Origin of the sequence: Proteiniphilum sp. UBA5384, from assembly GCF_002410825.1 — a bacterium.
Lineage (GTDB): Bacteria > Bacteroidota > Bacteroidia > Bacteroidales > Dysgonomonadaceae > Proteiniphilum.
The window spans coordinates 42,840-65,567 of record NZ_DHOS01000062.1 but is presented as its reverse complement, the minus strand read 5'-3'; the positions used below and the strand labels follow the sequence as shown (position 1 = coordinate 65,567).

Annotated in this window: 13 protein-coding genes; 3 read left to right on the top strand and 10 right to left on the bottom strand. The window is 41.4% G+C overall.

Annotation, left to right across the window (positions count from 1 at the left end; genetic code table 11):
* Positions 1 to 9 precede the first annotated feature (9 nt).
* The 4 genes from B4G81_RS11635 to B4G81_RS11620 all read right to left on the bottom strand — a co-directional run bounded on the left by B4G81_RS11635 (position 10) and on the right by B4G81_RS11620 (position 8,476).
* Complete coding sequence (locus B4G81_RS11635; protein ID WP_294082699.1) at positions 10 to 1,365, bottom strand: DUF5126 domain-containing protein; 1,356 nt, start codon at positions 1,363 to 1,365, stop codon at positions 10 to 12.
* 32 nt (positions 1,366 to 1,397) lie between these two features.
* A complete protein-coding gene (locus tag B4G81_RS11630) occupies positions 1,398 to 3,419 on the bottom strand; it encodes a RagB/SusD family nutrient uptake outer membrane protein (protein ID WP_294082696.1) in 2,022 nt (673 codons plus the stop codon).
* A 9-nt stretch (positions 3,420 to 3,428) separates the two neighbouring features.
* Positions 3,429 to 6,911, bottom strand: coding sequence for a TonB-dependent receptor (locus tag B4G81_RS11625; RefSeq protein ID WP_294082694.1), 3,483 nt, complete (start codon positions 6,909 to 6,911; stop codon positions 3,429 to 3,431).
* A gap of 308 nt (positions 6,912 to 7,219) precedes the next feature.
* The gene (locus tag B4G81_RS11620) at positions 7,220 to 8,476 is read right to left on the bottom strand and encodes a FecR family protein (protein WP_294082692.1); all 1,257 of its coding nucleotides are present in this window, start codon (positions 8,474 to 8,476) and stop codon (positions 7,220 to 7,222) included.
* A 403-nt stretch (positions 8,477 to 8,879) separates the two neighbouring features.
* Here B4G81_RS11620 and B4G81_RS11615 point away from each other — a divergent pair, with 403 nt between their 5' ends.
* Complete coding sequence (locus tag B4G81_RS11615) at positions 8,880 to 9,449, top strand: HdeD family acid-resistance protein (protein ID WP_294082690.1); 570 nt, start codon at positions 8,880 to 8,882, stop codon at positions 9,447 to 9,449.
* A 4-nt stretch (positions 9,450 to 9,453) separates the two neighbouring features.
* Here B4G81_RS11615 and B4G81_RS11610 read toward each other — a convergent pair whose 3' ends face one another.
* Positions 9,454 to 10,017, bottom strand: a complete 564-nt coding sequence (locus B4G81_RS11610) for an RNA polymerase sigma factor (RefSeq protein WP_294082688.1) — start codon at positions 10,015 to 10,017, stop codon at positions 9,454 to 9,456.
* 191 nt (positions 10,018 to 10,208) lie between these two features.
* Between B4G81_RS11610 and B4G81_RS11605 the strand changes: the two genes are divergently transcribed.
* Positions 10,209 to 13,166, top strand: a complete 2,958-nt coding sequence (locus B4G81_RS11605; protein WP_294082685.1) for a PD-(D/E)XK nuclease family protein — start codon at positions 10,209 to 10,211, stop codon at positions 13,164 to 13,166.
* Positions 13,167 to 13,188: 22 nt separating this feature from the next.
* On the opposite strand, the gene B4G81_RS11600 is transcribed toward B4G81_RS11605, so the two are convergent.
* The 4 genes from B4G81_RS11600 to B4G81_RS11585 all read right to left on the bottom strand — a co-directional run bounded on the left by B4G81_RS11600 (position 13,189) and on the right by B4G81_RS11585 (position 20,277).
* Positions 13,189 to 14,007, bottom strand: coding sequence for a copper resistance protein NlpE N-terminal domain-containing protein (locus tag B4G81_RS11600; RefSeq protein ID WP_294082682.1), 819 nt, complete (start codon positions 14,005 to 14,007; stop codon positions 13,189 to 13,191).
* A gap of 34 nt (positions 14,008 to 14,041) precedes the next feature.
* Entirely contained in the window at positions 14,042 to 16,549 is a 2,508-nt protein-coding gene (locus B4G81_RS11595; protein ID WP_294082680.1) for a YfhO family protein, read from the bottom strand.
* Positions 16,550 to 16,591: 42 nt separating this feature from the next.
* A complete protein-coding gene (gene metG, locus B4G81_RS11590; protein ID WP_294082677.1) occupies positions 16,592 to 18,634 on the bottom strand; it encodes a methionine--tRNA ligase in 2,043 nt (680 codons plus the stop codon).
* 422 nt (positions 18,635 to 19,056) lie between these two features.
* Entirely contained in the window at positions 19,057 to 20,277 is a 1,221-nt protein-coding gene (locus B4G81_RS11585) for a hypothetical protein (RefSeq protein WP_294082675.1), read from the bottom strand.
* A 424-nt stretch (positions 20,278 to 20,701) separates the two neighbouring features.
* Here B4G81_RS11585 and B4G81_RS11580 point away from each other — a divergent pair, with 424 nt between their 5' ends.
* Complete coding sequence (locus tag B4G81_RS11580; RefSeq protein ID WP_294082673.1) at positions 20,702 to 22,075, top strand: Gfo/Idh/MocA family protein; 1,374 nt, start codon at positions 20,702 to 20,704, stop codon at positions 22,073 to 22,075.
* Positions 22,076 to 22,136: 61 nt separating this feature from the next.
* Here B4G81_RS11580 and B4G81_RS11575 read toward each other — a convergent pair whose 3' ends face one another.
* Entirely contained in the window at positions 22,137 to 22,685 is a 549-nt protein-coding gene (locus tag B4G81_RS11575) for an NADPH-dependent FMN reductase (RefSeq protein WP_294082671.1), read from the bottom strand.
* Positions 22,686 to 22,728 lie beyond the last annotated feature (43 nt).

The window sequence follows — 22,728 nt, the reverse complement described above, 5'->3', positions numbered from 1 at the left end:
AGTGTTAGATTAATAATACTCCACAACATCCCCATACATTTCGAACTGATTCACAGTGTAATATTCTAACTGAGGATTGTATGTTTCCATAAACTGGATCCGCATATACCGGAAAGCTTCAGTAGGATGGGCCTCAGGATTGACATTTCCTTCGCTGATAGTGTACTCTTGCTCTAAGTTAAAATAGTCAATCTCTTCGGGAGTTAGATTATCCCTATTTGCAGGTTCTACACCTACGTACTCTCCTATTAAAGTCCAGCCTTCTGGAAATTTTGACCATCTTGCGTTATTATCATCGTTGGTTCCCCATATCCTGAAACGTTTTGGGCTGGATCTATTATATGTATATGTTATATTAGTACGGGGGAAGAGCTTTACTCTGCTTAATCGCACAAGCATATTTAAATCAAATGTAGCATACACATCATTCACTAAAATCCTATTACTTGGATCAGGATCTGAGAGGTTTTTCACAAATTTATAGAGGTATGGTCCATTCCCGGATTTAACGCCATCAAACAGGCCTTGTGCTCGATAAGCTGCCCCATGGGCATTGGCATCATTTTGAATTCCTGTTGATTTATTAATAGCCCAAGTGTCATAATCTCTACTGCCACCATAGGTTGTGGGGTTAAAAAAGGTAACTTCTTTCACTAAATTGTAATCAATCCTTTCTTCCTTATAAGGAATTAAAGAAGCAATTAAGGTATCCGTTCTGTTTCCCCATTTATCCGATAAAACAAAGCCGAATTTCTGCTCTAGTGCCGGATATTGACGAATATAAGCAAATGTATTTAAAGAATCACTTGTATAAATTGTTTTTGTAGGATCTTCTGCGAGCGTCACCGTTCCTTTCTGCAATGTGTCTTCTGTAAGGACATGAATGGCAATTGGATTGGCATTTGCATTTTCCCACTCTATTTTGACTCCCCCAAAAGCAGCTTCCGGCCTCATACTTTCCATCGCCAGTTCTAAAGGTGATTTTAGAGGAGTCGCCTGAACTTCCGTTATGTCCGATTCATTTCCACTATTGTCTACGCATCTCAATTCAACCGTTACTTCATCAGTCCCGATAAAACCTTCAACCAAAATAAAAGAACTGTACCTTGATACGCTAAATTCCCGTTTTTCTCTATCTTTAGTGTAATACCAAGCTTCCACTTTAGAGATATTCTGATTGCCTTTTGGCAGTGAAAACATTATTTTAAGGGCTCCGGATATAGGTGTCACTTCGTTCACTGTAATCTTTTCCGGTTTTGTTGAATCTGTTTTAACTTGCTCTACTCCCATATACGAGTCGTTACATCCTACAATTAATAGGGAGATTGTCAATGTAATCAAAAGGGATTTGATATATTTCTTCATTTTTTATTACTTTTTTTGGTGGGTATTAAAAATTAATTCCATCCTGGATTCTGCACAAGATTTTTATTTTGCAACAGGGTGTTCACTCTTATGGGCATAAGATAATCCTTCATTGAGAATCGAGGCTGTAATAGCACTCTTATATTATAAAAATCTTGCTTGTTCTCACCATCTTTGTTCCATCCCAAGATAGGTTTGTTAAACATATCTTCCGCTATCAACCATCTCCTCACATCATAATAAAAATGCCCCTCAAACGCCAACTCATTCAAACGTTCTCTTTGAATAATTTCTCTTAATCCGTTTACCTCTTTTGGCTTATTCTTATACCTAACAATTGCATGTTTTTCCCAACTTTCAACAATTCCCTCCATGCCGGATCTGGCTCTTATGAGATCCAAGTAATAATACGCATTATGCCCTGTAGAATCTGTTTGATCCGGTCCACCCACTTCATTCAAACATTCAGCCAATAGCAAGTACATATCAGCCAACCGAATAATAGGAAACGAATATCGTTCGGCTACTAATGTAGCTCTTGTCTCGGTATAAGTTGTTTTTAAATGACTTAACTTTTTTGCCAAATAACCTGAAAATGGATATCCTCCATATGTTTCAGTATGTTTCATTCCACTGCCAAAATGCCTTATCATATTAGGATATGACGACTCCGCTAAGCTATTTCCTCTCCCTTCCCAGATTCCACCATCAAAACCCACGGAAGCATAAAATCGCAATGAACGATTGAAATGTAGAATAGCAGTTTCTTGTCCTTTTTTGATAAAATATTTTTGATGTTCTTCATCAGGAAGCTCTGTCTTATATCTATTTTTATACCATCCCTTACTATCCCATTCTTCATCTTCATCGATTGGTATCCCATTAGATGAATAAAACATTTCAACCACGTTTAAAGTCGGGGCATGGCGTTGTCCTAGGTCTGACCCTCCTGAACCTGCCAGGTTAAACCACTCATCATTACTCAACATGGTACTCCATCTTTGCAATTTCGTATCACTTTCATTTGTAGCCCAAATTACTTCATGATTCCAGGGTTCTGTAACAGCTTGACGAATACTCACCATTGCTTTCGTTGTATCATTGATATTGGTGATATTTGTTCCGAAAATAGCGTTATTACCCCCATCCGTGGTAATCAGGATAACTCCGCCATCAGCCTCAGCAGCACGACAAGCTTCATCGCATGCTTCTAAAGCTCTCTCCCATCTGGCCTTGCTGTCCCCCGTTGGAAAAAGTTCAACTCCGCGATTATCCTTGATGCCGGAATAATAATTATTATTGTTAAATAGAGGGCTGGCTGCCAATACTAAAGTTTTGGCTTTGATGCTTTTTGCTATTGTCTTAGTCATTCTCCCATACTCACTCACTACATCCAATTGGTCTAGTGAGGGTAGATGTTCAATAGCTTCGTCCAATGTATTCACAATATAATCCACTACTTTATCCACCGGTTCACGATATACATTCACCTCATCACCTTTTGCAGAAATAGGAGTTGATTTATCCATAATAGGAATGGGACCGTAAAGTTGGAACAAGTAGAAATGCAAATATGCTTTTATCGCTTTTGCCTCAGCTACCCATTGGTCTCTGAGCATTTCATCCAAGTCAAGGGGACCGCCATCTTCTATTTGGATATTTTCCAAGAACACATTACAATGCCTGATCCCTTGCCAGAGATTTTTGGGAGCACCATTAGAGCCATCCCAGAAGTTCATATAAGGATTGGCTGCGTTATTCCCTTTTAGGAAAATCATCATAGTCGCTGGGGGGCCGGATCCTAATCCTCCACCTGTATTTCTTTCATTATAAATGATGTCTCCTCCGGCTCCAAGCCCCAGTGTGTTGGCCGGATCTACATACTTGGGAAGATTATTATAACATGTAAACAGATATTTTTCAGCGTTATACCTGTCTTTAAACGCATCTTTCAATTCAGGTTTGTCATCAGGTAATATATCTAAAAGATCATTACACCCGGTGATTGTAAACAAAAAAATAAAAATGAATAATAAGTATATCTTTTTCATCATCTTCTTCTATTAAAAATTAACTTGAATGCCTAGATTAAATACTCGCTGTATAGGATAAGAAAGACCATTACCTCCCATTTCGGGATCCCATAATTTAAAGTTGGATATTGTAAATAAGTTAGTACCACTTAAATATACTCTGGGAATAACGCCTTTAAACTGAGGAATGGTGTAACCTACCTCGAGCGATTTTAAACGTAAGAAATAAGGAGTACGCATCCAATAATTGCTGTTAACGAAATTGTTCTCATTGCCATACGCGGTAGATCCTTTGTCCGGAGACAATCGGGGCCATTTTGCATACACATCTCTGTCGGTTTCTGTCCATACACTCTCGGCAATGAAATTCAACATCGCCCTATTCCCTTTCTGACCTCCTGAAGTAACTTCAACAAAAGGCGCCATTGCACTCGCATTTAAGAAAAAAGAGTATCGAGCCTGTCCCTGGAAAAAGGCTGAGATATCAAACGACTTATATCCAAACGAGCCTCCAAAGCCATATTGTATTTCCGGATTCTTGGGATATCCCATCGGAACGATATCGAACTCATTGATAACGCCATCACCATTTATATCGCGATATTTAATGTCACCCGCTTGATATATTCCACTACCGGTAGTCACTTGTTGTACCGGCGAGTTCAATACTTCATTGTCGTCAATAAATAATCTTTCCGCTACATATCCACGTGTTTGACCCACTTTTTGTCCCACCATAGATCTCCAAGGTGCAATTCCTGAATAATCCAATTCATCGTATTTAGTGATTTTGGCTTTACCATAAGTGAAATTACCTCTTACGATATACCACATCCCATTTCTAAGCGCTTTGTTATAATCAAGCGTCAAATCAATTCCTTTCCCGACAGCTTCACCATAGTTGGTTTTAATACCGGCGGTAAGTCCCATGGTTGAAGGTACGTCCGGGCGAGGCTGTACAATATTTGTTCGTTTTTCGTGATAAAATTCGGCAATCAGAGATAAATCGTCATTCAATAGACCTAATTCCAGCGCCAGATTGGTTTTATAAGACACTTCCCAGGTAATATTTGGATTTGCATATCTTGAAATATTAATTGTAGGACGGGTGAAAGTCTGATAGGGATTGTTCCCAAAATAACCCGCACTTGATCCATTCAAGTTGACATTTGAAGTGAAAAAAAATCGATCTGAATCATCTACAATTACATCATTCCCTACCAATCCATAAGAGGCTCTTAATTTAAGTGTAGGAACCACTCTTTTTAATCCGTCCCAAAATTTTTCATTCGAAAGTTGCCAACCGGTACCTACAGATGGGAAGAATCCCCAACGATGAGAAGGGTCAAAACGTTCTGAACCATTTAACCCAAAATTAAATTCGGCAAAATAAGTTTGATCCAAACCATACGTAAAGCGACCGGCTAGAGATACATTTCTTGATGGTAAGGAGGAATCTAAATTTACAGGGCTGCCATTCATGTTTTCTTTAAATGACCCCACTAAAAGCGCACCCACATCGTGAATCTGATTAAATTTTCGATTATAAAGAATGGCACCTTCTGCGTAAGAAGTGGATTTTACAAATTTATCTCCTGCTGTATAATCAATAAAATCAGCACCCCCCTCAGGATTTAATGACGCTAAATCGTAAGGATAACTTGCATGAGGGTCGTAGGATCCTTTTATGTATTGATAATAGAACGGTTTGTAGCTACGTTGGATATTAAAACCTGAGTAGCGGGTAATACTACCAATAAAACGGGCTTTCAACCCTTGCGTAATCATTTTTAAATCTTGATGCAGTTCTATCTGTGCCAAGAGAGTGCTGTTTTTCATGTCCTCATAGCCTTTCATTATTTCGGCATATGGATTGAGATAGTCGGGGGAACCCTGTCCATAATCATCTCCTGAGTAATTACCAAAAAGGACACGGTTCAAATGTTGAGTGGCAGCATCCGGTGCATAGTAAGCTGGAAATAGTACCGGATTGGCCAGCAGGGTTTTCCCATAAGTATTGGCACCTCCACTCCCGGATTCTCCGATAGGACCCGTGTAATCTTCAAAATTGGCGCTCACTCTCACTTTTGCTTCTAATGTTTTGGTAAGAAAGAGATTTACATTAGACCGTACCGAGTATTTTTTTAAATTTATATTGGTGTTGAATGGATTGCGTTTATCCACTTCCAATATTCCATTGTCTTGCGAAAAGGACCCAGCCAAGAAATAAGCTGCCGCATTCCCTCCTCCTGTAATATTAAGATTAGCCCGATGGTTCCAGGAGTGATTTCTTGTCAACATATCTTTCCAATCCACAGCAGGATACACATAAGGATTTCTATTGGGATCCTTTGTGTTTTGAATTTTACTTTGAGGATAGGTGAGTTCACCATGACGGGTCATACTTGCAATATTGGAATATTCCATAAAAGTGACCGGATCTGCTATATCTACTTTGGTTGTTGGAGTAGAAAGGGATGATTCTACTCTGGCTTGTACTTTCACTTCGCCTTTCTTTCCTTCTTTCGTGGTCACCAAAACTACTCCATTGGCTCCTCTCGCTCCATAGAGCGCCGTAGCCGACGCATCCTTTAATATGGAGAAGCTGGCTATATCGTCAGGGTGAAGTCTGGAGAGATCCTTTGATGTCATCTCAATATTATCAATCAATATAAGTGGCGAAGTAAGCCCGCTACCAAAAGAAGTGACACTTCTTACGAAGAATTGTGCATCTTCCTCCCCCGGCGCACCGGTACTCTGATAGGCTACCAAACCGGCCATCTTACCCGCAAGGGCAGTAGTTAAATTACTTGAGGGCACTTTTAAATCTTTTGTATTAACGGTTGTGATAGATGATACGACACTTTCTTTTGATTGTTTTCCAAAGGCCACTACCACCGCCTCTTCCAACATTTCGGAATGTTCGGAAAGCCTGACATTGATTATTCTTACTTTCCCTACCTCAATTCTTTGTGTTTCAAAACCGATAAAAGAATATACCAACGTATCTCCCTCATTGACCAAAAGTTCATATACACCGTCCAGGTCTGTTGTGGTTCCAATGGATGTGCCGGATATCACCACATTGACTCCCGGAATAGGATCATCATTAAACGCATCTGTAACTTTTCCTGTGATATTTACACGATTTGAAGGTTGTGCAATCTGTTCTGAAAGGATACTTTCTATTTCTTTGGAAATTATTTTTTCATCTCGATAAATTACTATTTGATTCTCTAATATGTTGTATTTGAGATCTGTATCGGTTAGAATCTTGTCAAGTATCTCTTCAATATTTTGTGAATTGACATTTAGATCTACTTTTCTTCGAATGCTTTTTTTTGCATTTCCTGCAAATATAAATCGGAATTCACTTTTGCTTTCAACCTTTTCACAGATTTCTTTAATTGATGTAGATTTCAAATTGAGAGTCAATTCAACTTCTTGTGAATAACCGGTCGCGGCGTGTGAAAAGAGGACACCGAAAAATAGTAGGAATAAGGTTATTCTCATTATTTTTATAACATGTTTGAATTTATTGTCAGGTTTTTCCCTTTCAATAGAATATTTATTCATATTTTTGTATGATTTTAATTATTGATATATGAGGTAATTAGAATTGTCTGGTCGGACGGTATTCACAGTACCGTTCGACTTTATAGTTGGCAGATGGCTTTTAGTTTTAACTTTATATTTTTCCCATAGGCATATCTTTTTTATTTGATTATAAAATATTTAGATGCTATCTTCTGTTAATTAGTTATTTCGCAAAATTTATACTATAATTCTCATTTTTTGTGCAAAGAAATAGAATTAATGTTTCAAATTGATTTCAATTTTATGAAGAAATGATTACAGAGAGCATATGAAATTAACTTAACTCGTTTAAGATGACTACTTTTACTTATAAATGTATATAGTTTCTCCTCTTTCTTGTATTTTGTACCTGAAATAAGTGCCAAAGCCATCATTACGTTATCCAGATTGTCCGATAGGATAATTTTTCCTGTACAGGTAAGCCCTTGGAAAGAAATATCGTCTTCGTAATTAAATGAAAGGTTATAGTATCTCTCTATTTGCCTGAGCGCTTCGGTTACAGGGGTATCTTCAAAAGTGAGGTAACCCTCTTTCCAACTGATAAAAGGATCCACATCTACTTCCTTCTTGTAGAAAGTTCCGGTCGTTTCGGAGTAAACCGCCTGTTCGTTGGGCAACAGGAATAACTCTTCTTTATCAGGAGATTGGAGGCTCACACTTCCTTCTATCAGTACTACAGCCGAAGGTACATCGGAATAGGATGATACATTGAATTTTGTTCCGTATACTTTTATATCATAATCAGAAGTGTGCACATAAAACGGTTTATTTTTATCGGGGAGCACTTCAATATAAATTTCTCCTGACAGGAAGATTTTTCTGGAATCCTGCGTAAAAGGAGAAGGAAACTCAAGGGAAGATCCGGAGTTTAACCATACTTGTGTTCCGTCAGACAAGACAATCTTTGATCTTTTCCCATAGGGTACAATCAATTTGTTCATTGTATGCTGTTCGATAGAAATCTCTTCATCGTCTTCTCCGTTTTTTATTTGCGCCGTGTTGTCACGGTCTATTTGAATATTTATATTATTCTGGAAAGAGGAGGTTTTACTACCGGTAATAAACAGAATATCTTCCGATTCCAACTCGCTTCCCATAATGTAATTTGTAGAAGCAATCATTTTCTCTCCGCTGTGGTTCATCTCTTTCAGGAAAAGGAGTACTGATATTACCAACACGGCAGTACATGCCGCAGCAACATACGTAAAATGACGAATCCTGCGTTTTTGGCAATAAGTTCTAAGTGATCGCTCCAAATGGCGGATTGCCTCTTGTTTTTTCTCCTCCGGTAATTTCACCGATGATATATTTATGTTTTGAAAATGTTGCTCCGCCAGCAGAATATCGTCCCTTTCATCGGGATGGTACTGCTGATACTCTTGCCAGTATCTGTTTAATTCATCCGTCGGGAATAATTTCCATTCAATGAACTTCTCATTTTTCAGAAACCGGACAAAGCTATTCTCTGTTTTCAAATGCATAGGTGTATGACGAAATATTTTTCACCCTTTTTTAGGACGTATATATAAGACGAATATCCATTGATAATATCATCACTTTTTAAAAGAAATATTAAATTTGGATGAAATTTAACTAAAAGAGGATTGTTTTAGCAACTCTTTTACTCATTATAGTGGTAGGTATCGGCGATTATTCCACAGGGGGGGTATGAGTTTCAGGATATTATTCACATCAGAAAAAAAATGGGAACAAAAAAAGGGTGAGAGTTGTTAATTATAGAGAAGTAAATAATGAGCTTCGGTAATATCTATTGTGAAAACTATGAAAGAAAAATATCCTCCGACAAAAAAACAATCTGTTGGTCAAGGTTACTATCATAAATCATTTTTTTTGTGCAAAGTTGAATTTTTAATACAATAAATTATGGAAACATTATTAAAAGAAGTTGAAAGAGGAGTGAAACATTGGTATCTTCCTCTAATCGTGGGTATTATTTTAGTTGCAGTTGGTGTTTGGTGTATTTTCTCTCCTGTTACATCCTATCTGGCATTGTCTATTGTTTTTGCCATAGGGTTCTTTTTTAGTGGGATTTTTGAAGCTTTCTTCGCTATCGCGAATAAATCGGAGAAATGGGGTTGGTCACTGGCCATAGGAATTATGAGTATCATTTTAGGTGTATTGTTGATGTTCAATCCGGGCCTATCAGCTGCTACCCTTCCGTTTTATGTGGGGTTTATGCTGCTCTTTTATTCTGTGACCGGCATCAGTATTGCATGTACGATAAAAGGATATTATGATGTGGGGTGGCAAACTTTGTTGATTCTTGCTATCCTTGGCGTGATTCTATCATTAATCATGCTATTTAATCCTGCTTTTGCCGGTATATCCATTGTTTTGTGGACGGCATTTACTTTTATGGTAATGGGATTTTTCAGGATCTACATAGCTTTCCGGTTGAGGAAGGTGAAGAAGGTTCTTAAGAATGCTGAATAACACTTTATTTAATTACCAGCAGGAGCAAAGCGATCGTCAGAGAAGATTCTTTCAATCTGGCGATCGATTTGCTTATCAGATTGCGGCATGCGGCTACCGAGATCTGCATGATTTCAGCAATTTCTTCGTAACTCTGTTCCCTGATATAACGCAGATAGATGATTTCCCGCTGACGGTCAGTCAGCCGGCTTAATATGTCTTCTACTTTTTGGCGTATTTCCTCAGCATCCTCTTCTTTGATCAGTTCATCCTCTATCGTAACCTGTAACTGAAAGGGAAGTCCCTCTTGATATTCTTCAATTTGATTGTTGTTATGTTCAATGGTGGATAAATTAACCTCCCTATCAATTCGCTTCATGTCTATCAATCTGTTTCTTAATGATCTGAAGAGATAGGATTTTAGGTTATTTATTTCATTCAAAGAGGAATGATTGGTGCATAATTTATAAAAAACATCGTGAATGGCATCCATTGCGCTCTCCGCATCGAAACCCAAATGTAAAGCATATGAATACAAGTTATCCATATATTCATTATAAGTTGACTCGATATTTGGAAAGTGAATCATTGTATTATGGGCCTTGAATGGGAATGCAACTACAAAATAATGAAAAAATAAGAGAAAAAAGAAATATATCTGCGGAAAATCAAAAAAATAAACTTTTCTGTTGTAAAATAAATTGTGTAGATTTGTGCAAGAAAGGAGATTTATTGCATGGGTAATAACAAAGTAATAGCTACGATAGAAGGTAACCTTATATGATCCCATTTTTGTATAAAATAGCGGAAGTTTTTTATGCGCAATATGGTAATGAACTATATCAGCATACATTTGTGTTTCCGAATCGGCGCGCCGGCTTTTTCTTCCAGAAATACCTTACAGAGATTGCAGGTAAGCCTCTTTTTTCTCCTTCCGTAGTAACTATCCAGGAACTATTTTCATCTCTTTCGCCCTACCGTCCGGCTGATAAGATTGAAATGCTCGTGATGCTTTACGACCATTTTGGAAACGTCAGTGGTTCCGATGAATCGTTCGACGATTTTCTCTTCTGGGGGGAGATGCTGTTGAATGATTTCAATGATGTGGACAAGTACATGGCGGATGCCAAACAACTGTTCCGTAATGTGCAGGATCTCCGGTCGATGGAGGATGATCTGACGCATCTGACTGAAAAGCAGATAGAAGCCATTCGGCGCTTCTGGACTAATTTTATACCGGTGGGAGAGAGCGAGTCGAAGCAAAAGTTCCAGAAAACCTGGCAGATATTGTATGAGTTGTATTTGTCTTTTCGTACAGAATTACAACAAAAAGGAATTGCTTATGAAGGGATGATGTTCCGTGAAGTGGCGGAACGCGTCGGTGCAGAGGGGAAGCAGGAAGGCTTACAATCCGGAAGCTATATATTTGTGGGGTTGAACGCACTTACTCCGGCAGAAACGGTGTTACTGGAACATTTGAAAAAACGAGGGATTGCCGATTTTTACTGGGATTATGAATCTCCGCAGGTCCAAGACAGTCAGAACCGTGCTTCGCTATGGGTAAAAGAAAACCAACGGAAGTTCCCTTCCCGATTCATACTCCAGGATAGGACTTTGTCCCGTTCTGTTGCCGGGAGTTTACCCGAAGACCAGGACGAGGAGACGGGTGCTTTTCATTTTGAAGCGAAAACAGCCATAGAAGTCATTGGAATTCCTTCAGGAGTAGGGCAGGCAAAACAGGTTACGCAAATCCTTTCGGAACTGATCGAGTCGGGAGATATTCCTGATCCCGATGAAGCAATTAATACTGCTATTGTACTGCCTGATGAGGGTTTGTTACTACCAGTACTTTATTCTATTCCCGAAGAAATAGGGAAGATAAATGTGACAATGGGATATGGGTTGTCTTATTCGTCCATTTCGGCCTTGATGGAGCATATTACCGCTTTGCAGCGTAACATACGCGAATCGGACGGTGAAATGATGTTTTATCATCGGAATGTGCTGTCAATCGTGAATCATCCATTGGTATACGGGGTCGCCAAAGAGGAAGCGGATGCATTAAAAACATATATCCTTACCAATAATCGGATAGTAGTGTCGCAGACCGAATTTCCGCAACATCCTCTGTATCGGTTGATTTTCCGGCCAATTACCGTATGGTATGATATTTTCGAATACATAAAAGATATTCTCATTTTTATTTATGGTAGCCTGACAGCCGAGAAACGTGACATGGAAGAAGATGGTAGCAGTATTCGTTTAGCCGGCTCACGTCCTATAGATCTGGAACGGGAGTTCATCGTACAGTATCACAAAACCATAACCCGATTGCAGGATAGGCTTCATGGTGCAAAAAACATGTCGCTGGAAACCTGTTTCCGGTTACTGAGGAAATTAGCACATTCCATCAGCGTTGCGTTCAGCGGAGAACCTCTTTCAGGATTACAAGTAATGGGTGTGCTGGAAACACGTGCGATTGACTTTGAAAACCTGATTATTCTTTCAATGAATGAAGGGGTTTTCCCATTGAAAGATCCTGTAAATTCTTTTATCCCGTTTACCTTGCGCAAAGGATTCGGACTGCCCATATACGAACACCAGGATAGTATCTATGCATACCATTTTTACCGTATGATCAGCCGTGCCAAACGGGTATTCATGTTGTATGACACACGTACCGAAGATATGCAGACCGGGGAAGTGAGCCGCTATTTCTACCAGTTGAAATATCTTTATTCTGATTATTTTGATATATCGGAACGGGTAGTGGCGTATGATGTGGCGATACCCGAAATCTTACCTGTGTCGGTTATCAAAACACCGGATGTGTTGCGGAAGTTGGATGCATTCAGGCAAGGGGGGGGATCGTTCTTGTCTGCCTCCCTCATTAACAACTACATCAATTGCCCTCTGCAGTTTTACTTTACCGCTGTGGAAGGCCTTTATGAAGAAGATGAAGTAAGGGAGTCCGTAGAGTCGGACCTGTTCGGTTCAATCTTTCACAAGTTGATGGAAAAGATCTACAGCCGATATAAAAGTAAAACAATTACCCCTGATGCGCTGACAGCAATAGCAAAGGATGATGCGTTATTGACCAGACTTCTTGAAGAGGCATTCGCTGAATATTACTTCAAACGGAAGGATGATCCCCGCCCTTTGGTGGGACAGCATTACCTCATCGGTGAGATTCTCCGGAGCTACGTGAAACAGACTCTGGAAATGGACAAGCAGTTTACCCCTTTTGAGTTTGTGGCAGCGGAGTATCGTTTTGGGCAAGATATGCCGTATCGGTTGAGCGATAACCTGATAGTGAACTTCAAGGGGATTATAGACCGTATCGACAGGGTGGGAGACAGCTATCGTATCATCGACTACAAGACCGGCACGGGGACAACTGACTTCAAACAGGTTCCCGATTTGTTCGACGGATCAAAACCGAACCGCCCCTATCAGATACTCCAGGTGTTCGTCTATGCATTGTTTTACGCTCGTGAATATCCTGATGTCCAATTATCTCCGGCAATTTATTACTTACGTGCCATTTTTAATGATCTTTCGACGGTGGTCACTTGTAATAAACGGCCGGTTCCTGACATATCTGTTTTCATGGAAGAATTCCAGTCGCTATTCAACGATTGCCTTGCGGAAATCTTCAATCCGGAAATTCCGTTTATCCAGACAAAGAATACAAAGAATTGCCAGTGGTGCGCCTTTAAAGAGATTTGTAATAGATGAACACTGGACACTAAATAACATCTTATCGCAGATAAACTACTGTAAACCTGGCAAGGGGATTTTCTCCCTTACTGAGTGTCAGCGTGTCATTTTGCAGGGTGTAGTTATCACATAATTGGAACATATCTAAGTATTCAGCCTCGTAATCAACACCGATGCAGGCCATTCGGGTGGTTGCAAATGGTGTGAAATGAATAGTATTCTCTTCTTGTGAAAGGGTGTAGCTTCCATTCATGTGATTGCATCCCGTGTTTCCTATGACTCGGTTGTCATCGTTTTTCAGAATAAAATGTGCTTCCCGGTCTTGACCTTCAGACGCAAAAGTAATTTCTTTTCCATTCAGCTCTATCAGTTTCCAGTATTTTTCGGTGATGACATTATCGGTATCTATTTTATGGAATAAATAAGTATCGGCCGGAAGGGTACTTTCAATCGGGTTTCCTTCGATGTCGAGGGCAATCAATTGGTTTTCACCCACCTTAAACCATCTATCCGCATCGCCTGAAGAGGTGGCACTGGTCAGTTTTATCCTGCTTCCCGCTTCATCCCATTCGAAGCGCCCGTTATCAGTAAAACGGTTGTCGCCTTTTCCCAGATAGGTCATTACCATTTCATAGGTTTGGTCTTCGTTAAGGCGTATTTCTTCTTGTATTCCTTCGCAGTCGGCACAAGGCAGTGTTCCCTTGTATACTCCTGTCCAATCCAGTGAATTGCGACTATTATGAGCCGCATCGGCCACTTCTGTGCCATTCTTGGTGGTGTTGCTACGCTTACCAGTATTGCATGCGCTAAATGAAACTATTGCTATGCATGCGAGTGTGAGAATAATACTTTTTTTCATAATTTTGTTCTGATTATTTGTGTGATTAATTAAACTATGATTGATTATTACGTTTTAATGCATTGTAGACCATAAATATGGCAGAAATAAGCATAATGATCAGCGCTGTGTATGCGATACCATCCGTCACCTTGATACTTTGCGGATCAAAACGGAATTCCACCGTATGCTGTCCTGCCGGGATGGGAAGTGCCCGCAGGGTGTAATTAGCCCGTAGCATTTCTGTTGGTTGCCCATCGATAGTAATCTTCCATCCCCTGGGATAATAAATTTCGGAGAACAGGGCCAGTTCGTCTTTCTTCGCATCCACAGCGTAGGTTACAAAATCGGAGTCGTAGTCGGCCAACCGGATAGTAGATGCTGAATCTGCAGGTGTTGGTTGGAAGCCGGCAAGGAGTGGCTCAAAGCTTTTATCGGCTACTGCTTCTTTCCGCAGATCAATAGCGCTCAGCGCATCGATCTCTTCATCGGCATTGTCTACGAACCGGAGACTGTCTACAAACCATGCATTACCCATTGCATAGGGGTTTTCCACCGGAATAGTGGCACCGTCCTGTGCCGGCATGATAATCCATTTAGAATTGAGCATGTTCAACACTTTAAACTGATCTGCATTCAACGAGTCCATTTCACCTTGAGACCCGATAATACCTTGCTGTAAAGCGACCATCTCCTTGCTGAGGTGAATGTCTATCAGGTCCTGGTAACGCCGTAATTTGGCGGCATGATATCCGCCGATTACTTTGTGATGATATGGCGTAATTCCATCATTAAAGGTACTGGTTGCCATATTCAGCACACGGTAATATTGGGTGGTATCCTGTAGAATATATTGATCAGTAGGAGACAATGTGAAAAATTGTTGCTGGTTGGTTTGTGGAACGAAATCATTATCGTTCAGATAGCGTTTATTCACATCCCACATATCCACCAGGCAAAGCAACAGGATTCCTGCGATTGTCCATTCAGCCTTGACCCTTTGATGGATGAACAGCCAGACCAGAAGACCTCCGATGGCGACGATAAAAAAGCTGCGCCAGGCATCTGCCGTGAAGATAGAAACACGTATGTCGGTCAAGTTGGTGATTACTGCTTGGACATGTTCGGGTGGCAATGACTGTAACGCCTGCATCTCCTGTGCTGAGATAAAAGAAGAGAAAAAAAGTTTGGGTGCGATGGCAAACAGTAATGCCATTCCTCCGGTGATCCCGAGGCTGATATAGAGTTGCTTTATGTTGCCTTTGAGTATTTCCGGCTTCTGGATCACCTCTTTCACCGCCAGGGCTGCTAAAAGAGGAATACAGAATTCGGCTACCACCAGGATAGAGGAGACAGCACGGAATTTGTTGTACATGGGGATCCAATCGATAAAAAAATCGGTCGGTCCCATAAAATTCTTCCCCCAGGAAAGGATTATGGAGAAAAGTGTACCGGCCAATAATGCCCATTTCAATGGTCCCTTCACAATAAAGAGCCCAAGGACAAAAAGCGTCAACACAAAAGCTCCTACATACACCGGCCCCGAAGTGCCCGGTTGTTCTCCCCAGTACTGTCCGATCTGTTGATAGAGCTGGTAATATTCGGGACGGGCCTTGCTCATTGCCTTTTCATTTGCGGCAAGAGGAACAGACGCTCCGCCCTTGGTGTTGGGTACCAGCAATGTCCATGTTTCGCCGATGCCGTAGCTCCAGGCTGTAATATAATCGCGTTCCAGTCCATCCCCGGTTTTGTTCTCTTCTCCATGATGGACCAGTTCCGATTTTCCCCGCATGGTCTCTTTCGAGTATTCGTATGTATGGTAAAGGTTGCTCGCGTTGGCAGCAATACCGATGATACCGGCTATTAGCAGTACGGCGGTCGATTTGATGAACCCGGGCAACTCTTTTTTCCGGATAGCTTCCACAAGAAAGGCAATCACTATGAAAAGCATGACAAACAGGAAATAGTAGGTCATTTGCAGGTGATTGGAGGAAATCTGGAAGGCCACAAAGAGCATAAAGAGGAGTCCGCCTAAAAGATATTTTTTCCGGTAGATATAGATCATGCCGGCTATTGTGGGCGGGATATAGGCTAATGTAATGAATTTCCAGATATGCCCGGCTGCTATCAGTATGAAGAAATAGGATGAGAAAGCCCAAATAACGGCTCCCAGCGCGCTAAGCAGTGGAGAAGCTTTCAATGCGCGCAACAGAATATAAAATCCGAGCAGCATGATAAATACCAGTCCGACATAGCTTGGAAGAAAAAGATTATATACTTTTTTGATGGCATCCTGCGGTTTGGATGAATCATATGTCGGGCTCATCTGGTAGGAAGGCATTCCGCTGAACATGGAGAGGTTCCACCTTGTACGTCTCCCATCGTGCCGCTCCATATAGTCCCGCTGTTCTTGTCCCTGTCCAATGGCAGCCAGTGAGTCGCTTTGGGCTATTACACGGCCGTCCAGTATCGCCGGTGCGAAATAGATAAAGGAAATCAGGATGAATCCCACGATCACAATCAGGTCGGGTAATATTTTTTTGAAGTCGAAAGGATCTTTCATAATTCTTGTCTCAATTCTTTTGCAAAGATGTTATTTCCCTGATTATAAGACTTGGCTTCCAGGCAATACATTTTTAGTAGGCGCTATTAAGGCCAGCGTTCCATCCGGATTTTCTGCCGAAAGAATCATTCCTTCGGAGAGGAGACCTTTCATTTTCCTTGGTTCGAGGTTGGCAATAAAGCAGACCTGTTTGCCGATCAGTTCCTGAGGATTGGGATAGTGGGCGGCAATACCTGAAAGGATCGTCCGTTTTTCGAGTCCATCATCGAGAAGGAAGCGGAGCAGCTTGTCGGTCTTGGGCACCTTTTCGCACTCCAGTACTGTACCTACCCGTATATCCAGCTTCTCGAACGTGTCAAATTGTATAGTTTCTTTGATCGGCTTTGTTTTGTGCTCTTTTTCCTCGTTGGCCTTCTTTGTGGCAAGTAGCTTTTGCACTTGCTTTTCAATCACTTCATCTTCGATCTTATCAAACAGTAGTGTTGAATTTCCCAATGCATGTCCTTCCGGAAGCAAATCAAAGCTGCCCAAATTGTCCCATGCCAACTGGCCGGTATGGATGAAATCCCTGATCTTTGCCGATGAGAAGGGCAGAAACGGTTCAAAGACAATCGAGAGATTGGCCGTGATCTGTAGCGCGATATTGAGGATGGTGGCAGTCCGTTCCATATCGGTCTTGGCCGTCTTCCACGGTTCGGAGTCCGCCAGGTATTTATTTCCGATACGTGCCAGATTCATTGCCTCTTTCTGTGCTTCCCGGAAATGATAGTTCTCAAGATTGTATTCCACGGCCGCCTTTACTTTCCCTACTTCGGAAATTGTTTCTTGATCATATTCACTCAGTTCCCCAAGTGCCGGCACTTTGTTGTCGAAATACTTCTGGGTGAGTACCAATGCGCGGTTCACAAAGTTCCCCAGTACGGCTACCAGCTCGTTGTTGTTACGTGCCTGGAAATCTTTCCAGGTGAAATCGTTGTCTTTAGTCTCCGGAGCGTTGGCGGTGAGTACATAACGAAGCACGTCTTGTTTGCCCGGAAATTCTTCCAGATATTCATGCAACCATACTGCCCAGTTACGGGATGTGGAAATCTTATCGTTTTCAAGGTTGAGAAACTCATTGGCCGGTACGTTGTCCGGCAGGATAAAAGACCCTTCAGCTTTCAGCATGGCGGGGAATACGATGCAATGGAACACTATATTGTCTTTGCCGATAAAGTGTACCAGTTTGGTCTCTTCATCTTTCCACCATTTTTCCCAACTGTCAGGCAACAACTCCTTGGTGTTGGAGATATACCCGATGGGCGCATCAAACCATACATAAAGTACCTTACCTTCGGCACCTTCTACCGGTACCGGTACACCCCAGTCGAGGTCACGGCTCACCGCTCGGGGTTGTAAACCCATATCAAGCCATGATTTACACTGACCATACACGTTTGTCTTCCATTCTTTGTGATCTTCCAGTATCCATTGGCGTAACCATGCTTCGTGCTTGTCCAGAGGGAGATACCAGTGTCTGGTCTTTCGCATTACAGGTTTGCTGCCGCTGAGTGTTGATTTCGGATTAATCAGATCCGAAGGACTGAGTGAAGTGCCACACTGTTCGCACTGATCGCCATAAGCTTTCTCGTTTCCGCAGTGGGGACAAGTACCGGTGATATAACGGTCGGCCAGGAACTGTCCCGCTTCATCATCGTAATACTGTTCGCTCTCCTGTTCGGTAAATTCATCTTTGTCGTATAAAGTACGGAAAAAATCCGATGCGGTCTTTCTGTGCACTTCTGAAGTAGTGCGGGAATAAATATCGAAAGTAATGCCAAACTCTTCAAACGATTTTTTGATCAACGTATGGTAGCGGTCCACAATATCCTGCGGGGTAACACCCTCGTTACGGGCTTTGATGGTGATAGGAATTCCATGCTCATCGGAACCGCCGATAAAGAGAACCTCTTCCCCTTTCAGTCGCAGGTAACGGGCATAGATATCGGCAGGAACATATACTCCCGCCAGGTGGCCGATATGTACCGGACCATTGGCATACGGTAACGCCGATGTAATAAGCGTGCGTTTGAATTGTTTTGACATATTCGAAATTCGATTAATGGGCAAACTATTACCTCATTTATTTCAGACTCTATTTGAGGGTACAAATTTAGTGAAAGCCGAGAGAAAAACCAAGCTCGCTTGGGTTTTTCCGAGGCGACTCCTAAATTATGTAAACTTAGTGAAAGCCGAGGGATAAATGGTAACCAGTCCAGAAAGTAATATGGTTAATTATCAGTAAAATGAATCGTGTTTTGAAGAATTGTTTCAAAAAAAGCCTCTTCCTTATTATTTAGGGAATAATCCGTTTTTTTTTGTCCTGAAATTCAGGAAAGTGTATGAGAAAAGATTTCATTAAGCCACTTATTGCTATCAAGCAGAGTGAAATACCGTTCGAGATTACAAATCGCTCCCATAGTTCTGCTATAGACGACAGTTTAAAATTGTGTGTGTGGGGGGCAATCTTAATCAAGCGACAAATATATGTCCAATATCTTGTTTTCACGAGCGATTTGTATCGTTGTATTCCTTTTATCAGAGAGGTAAGTTATAAGTTTATTATTATTGGCAGAACAAAACACCTGTTTGTCAATATTGAGTAATCTGTCACCCGTCTTTAATCCTCCCTTGTCGGCAATTCCATTGACTTCAACGCCAATATAAGTATCATCTTCTTTCTTTTGAAGAATAAATCCAAAATCAGAAACAATAGGTTTTGCTTTGATTTTGTCAAAATTCGCTACCGGCTTTAGATATAAATCACGCTGGGGTGAACCCTTAGAGGACGTTGTATATGCCAATACAAAATTAAACCTACGCATTAATCCATTACCTATCAGGTTGGAATGATTGCCCGGCTTGTAAACTGCCTGACAGTTTTTAATGACTATATCGTTCCAGACGACATCCACTCCTTCCAATATATACACAACACCTTTAATTCCTTGTATTTCCCGATAGGGGATATTTATTGACAAACGGTTGAACATTTTTTTGTTTATCGCCAGTTCACCTTCAAAACCCAAGTCGAGTAGGAATTTATCAGACTTTCCGGCTTGTGGAAAATCTAACTTGCAATTATACTTTAATGCGTCTTTAATTTTTATATACCCATCCGCGGTTTCTTTGGCTAATAAGGAGTGGTCTCTTTGGCTGAATAAAATCATTTTATTTTCATCTAAAGAAAATTTCCAGTTAAGACGATTTAATATATTACGTCCCAACACGTTTTTGCCATTTTCAGACAATATGGCATGTATATGCGTGTCGTTTTCGGGAGTAATTTCTTTAAAAAGGGGTTTCCCTAAAGATAAAGGACCGATATCAAAACTATCATAATAATATAGATTTTTCCTTGACCATTCTTTACGCGCATTGTATGTTGGTAATGGAAATTCCCCCCAAAAAGTAGCTTTTGGCGTTTTTAAGTCCTCACTACGCGCTAAACTTTCGGCTCCCGTATCAATAAGAAGGTCCATATCATATTCTTGATTGACACGTGCCCGAATGCAGAAGAAATCAGACGAATCCATTTGTAAAGGTAGCTCTACCCTAAATGTGTCCGGCAGACCCCGGCTTATATCGGGATTATAGTCCACATACTTATAAATCTTACTAAGCACGCAAGAACAGCAAATAATGCCGATTCCTCCCAATATGAGGAAAAAAGAGGTTTTTCTTTTCATTTTTGTTTTGTGATTATGATTATGCGATAAAGACATAGCTCAAAGTTTTCTATTTGAGTTACTACAAAAATACGAAATTTCCAGGTATCTAAATAACGACTTTAGCGTTTATTTATTTGTTAACTTTGGGGTTGTCTGCTTGTTTTATGCTTTTCGTCCCCTCGCACGTGGATATTTATCCCCCGATAAAATCGGGGCAAGCTGTGCGTTGTTTGGCATATTAGTACATAAGCACATTAAAAAAAGATAACCGCACTGTGTTTGTATAATCTTTATTATCTTTGCTTTTACTTTTGATATTATCTCTTCTCTACTGTAGGAAAGAGGTGTTGACGTGAACATAATTGTCAGCCCGGTAATTTCCCGGTGGATAGTCCGTATAGATCGAAACAGAACAAATATAAATTCAAAACAATACTTTATCATGGACAGACGAAATTTTTTAAAAAAATCCGCGATTTCGGCAACCGGTTTAAGTCTGGCACCCTTAATGGGGAAGCCCTATTCTTCCGTCTTCGGACAGTCAGCTCCGGGTAATAAGATCAAAATTGGGTTGATTGGCTGCCGTAATCAAGGATGGAGTAACCTGAAAACCTTTCTTCAATATCCCGGAGTGGAGTGTGTCTCCTTATGTGATGTGGATGATGAGTGGCTCTATGGGCGTGCCGGCGAATTGGAGAAGATAACCGGGAACAAGCCTTTGCAGTTGGTGAAAGATTGGCGCAAGGTAATCGATAACAAAGATGTGGATATGGTTATCATCGGAACCCCTGACCACTGGCACTGCCTCCAGTTGATTGCCGCCTGTGAAGCCGGAAAGGATGTGTATGTGGAAAAACCACTGGCCAATACCATAGAAGAATGTGACCTGATGGTGAAAGCTGCCAGAAAATATAACCGTATTGTACAAGTGGGTCAATGGCAGCGGAGCGATCCGCATTGGGACGAAGCGGCTGCATATGTGCAAAGTGGAGCACTGGGCCGTGTGAGGACCGTAAAGGTATGGGCTTACCAGACCAGCAAGTACACGTTGCCGGTAGTGTCCGACTCGGCTCCTCCGGTGGGAGTGGACTATGACATGTGGTTAGGGCCGGCACCAAAGCGCAACTATAATGATAACCGGTTCCATTATAATTTCCGTTTCTTCTGGGACTACGCCGGAGGGCTGATGGCCGACTGGGGTGTGCATCTGCTGGATTACGCCATGAAAGGAATGAATGTGGGATTGCCCTCGTACGTATACGGTGCGGGTGGAAAGTATGGTTATCCGGATGATGCCATGGAAACGCCCGACACGCTGATGGTCACTTATAAATATCCTGATTTCAATATTATATGGGATCATGCGTGTGGTATCGGCACCGGGTTATTCGGACTACGGGAAGGAGTGGCCTTCTTCGGTGAGAACGGTACCCTGATCCTTACTCGTCAGGGATGGGAAGTAGTGCCCGAGCAAGCTGTCAATAGCCGTAATTTCCCCTATTGTTATCCTTGTGATGATGAAAGAAAACCCAATACGCTCCGGATGGAAGCGGTGGAGAAAAGGAAAGGAGGAGGTAGAGGCCTCTATCTCCATGCAGGCAATATGCTCGATTGCATGCGGTCGCGTAAATTGCCGAATGCTGACATCGCTATTGGTGCTGAAGTAGCTAAATTGAGCCATCTGGGCAATATCTCCTGTCGTGTGGGGGCTGCACTGAACTGGGATAACGGGGCGGGAAAGTTTCTCGGGAATGACGAAGCCAACAGGTTGATCAAAGCCAATTACCGGGCTCCCTGGAAGCTACCGGTACTCTGATAAAAAAATCGCTCCGAAAGCAATATCATTTTCGGAGCGATTTTTTGGGATATGTAAATATTTAAAATTTATATACCCATTCTGCAAAAGCATCTATCCAATTCTTCAGGAATTCCTTGGTGCTTTCATTCTTCAGGTTGTTCTGCTCATCGAATAATTCCCATGATTTTCCGATATATGCTTCGGGTTGTTGCATCATATAGATATTCAGAAAGACCATAGGATGGCGAAGTGCAAGATTCGCTCCCTCACCGGCCAGAGCACTCACGGAACTGCTTGCAATAGCACCCGGTTTTCCTCCCCATTTGTTTTGACCATAGGGCCTCGACGCTACATCAAGCGCATTTTTTATTACCCCTGAGAAAGTCCGGTTGTATTCGGGTGTGAAAAAAAGATATCCCTCGGCTTCGCCTATCTTTTTGCGGAATTCAACCCACTCGGCAGGAGGATTCTGATCGAGATCCTCGTTATAATGCGGCAACTGGCCTATTTCTACCATCTCCAGTTCGAGAGAATCAGGAGCCAATCTGATCACTTCATTCGCCAACTTCCGGTTGACTGATTCTTTGCGGAGGCTACCTACCAGCACTGCTATTTTCTTTTTACTCATAATGCTTTTGTTAATTGATTTGCAGATTTAAATATAAAAATTA

Excerpts from the sequence above, each read along its gene's own strand:
- B4G81_RS11635 (WP_294082699.1), bottom strand. The coding sequence starts at position 1,365 with ATGAAGAAATATATCAAATCCCTTTTGATTACATTGACAATCTCCCTA.
- B4G81_RS11630 (WP_294082696.1), bottom strand. The coding sequence starts at position 3,419 with ATGATGAAAAAGATATACTTATTATTCATTTTTATTTTTTTGTTTACA.
- B4G81_RS11625 (WP_294082694.1), bottom strand. The coding sequence starts at position 6,911 with ATGAGAATAACCTTATTCCTACTATTTTTCGGTGTCCTCTTTTCACAC.
- B4G81_RS11620 (WP_294082692.1), bottom strand. The coding sequence starts at position 8,476 with ATGCATTTGAAAACAGAGAATAGCTTTGTCCGGTTTCTGAAAAATGAG.
- B4G81_RS11615 (WP_294082690.1), top strand. The coding sequence starts at position 8,880 with ATGGAAACATTATTAAAAGAAGTTGAAAGAGGAGTGAAACATTGGTAT.
- B4G81_RS11610 (WP_294082688.1), bottom strand. The coding sequence starts at position 10,017 with ATGATTCACTTTCCAAATATCGAGTCAACTTATAATGAATATATGGAT.
- B4G81_RS11605 (WP_294082685.1), top strand. The coding sequence starts at position 10,209 with ATGATCCCATTTTTGTATAAAATAGCGGAAGTTTTTTATGCGCAATAT.
- B4G81_RS11600 (WP_294082682.1), bottom strand. The coding sequence starts at position 14,007 with ATGAAAAAAAGTATTATTCTCACACTCGCATGCATAGCAATAGTTTCA.
- B4G81_RS11595 (WP_294082680.1), bottom strand. The coding sequence starts at position 16,549 with ATGAAAGATCCTTTCGACTTCAAAAAAATATTACCCGACCTGATTGTG.
- metG (WP_294082677.1), bottom strand. The coding sequence starts at position 18,634 with ATGTCAAAACAATTCAAACGCACGCTTATTACATCGGCGTTACCGTAT.
- B4G81_RS11585 (WP_294082675.1), bottom strand. The coding sequence starts at position 20,277 with ATGAAAAGAAAAACCTCTTTTTTCCTCATATTGGGAGGAATCGGCATT.
- B4G81_RS11580 (WP_294082673.1), top strand. The coding sequence starts at position 20,702 with ATGGACAGACGAAATTTTTTAAAAAAATCCGCGATTTCGGCAACCGGT.
- B4G81_RS11575 (WP_294082671.1), bottom strand. The coding sequence starts at position 22,685 with ATGAGTAAAAAGAAAATAGCAGTGCTGGTAGGTAGCCTCCGCAAAGAA.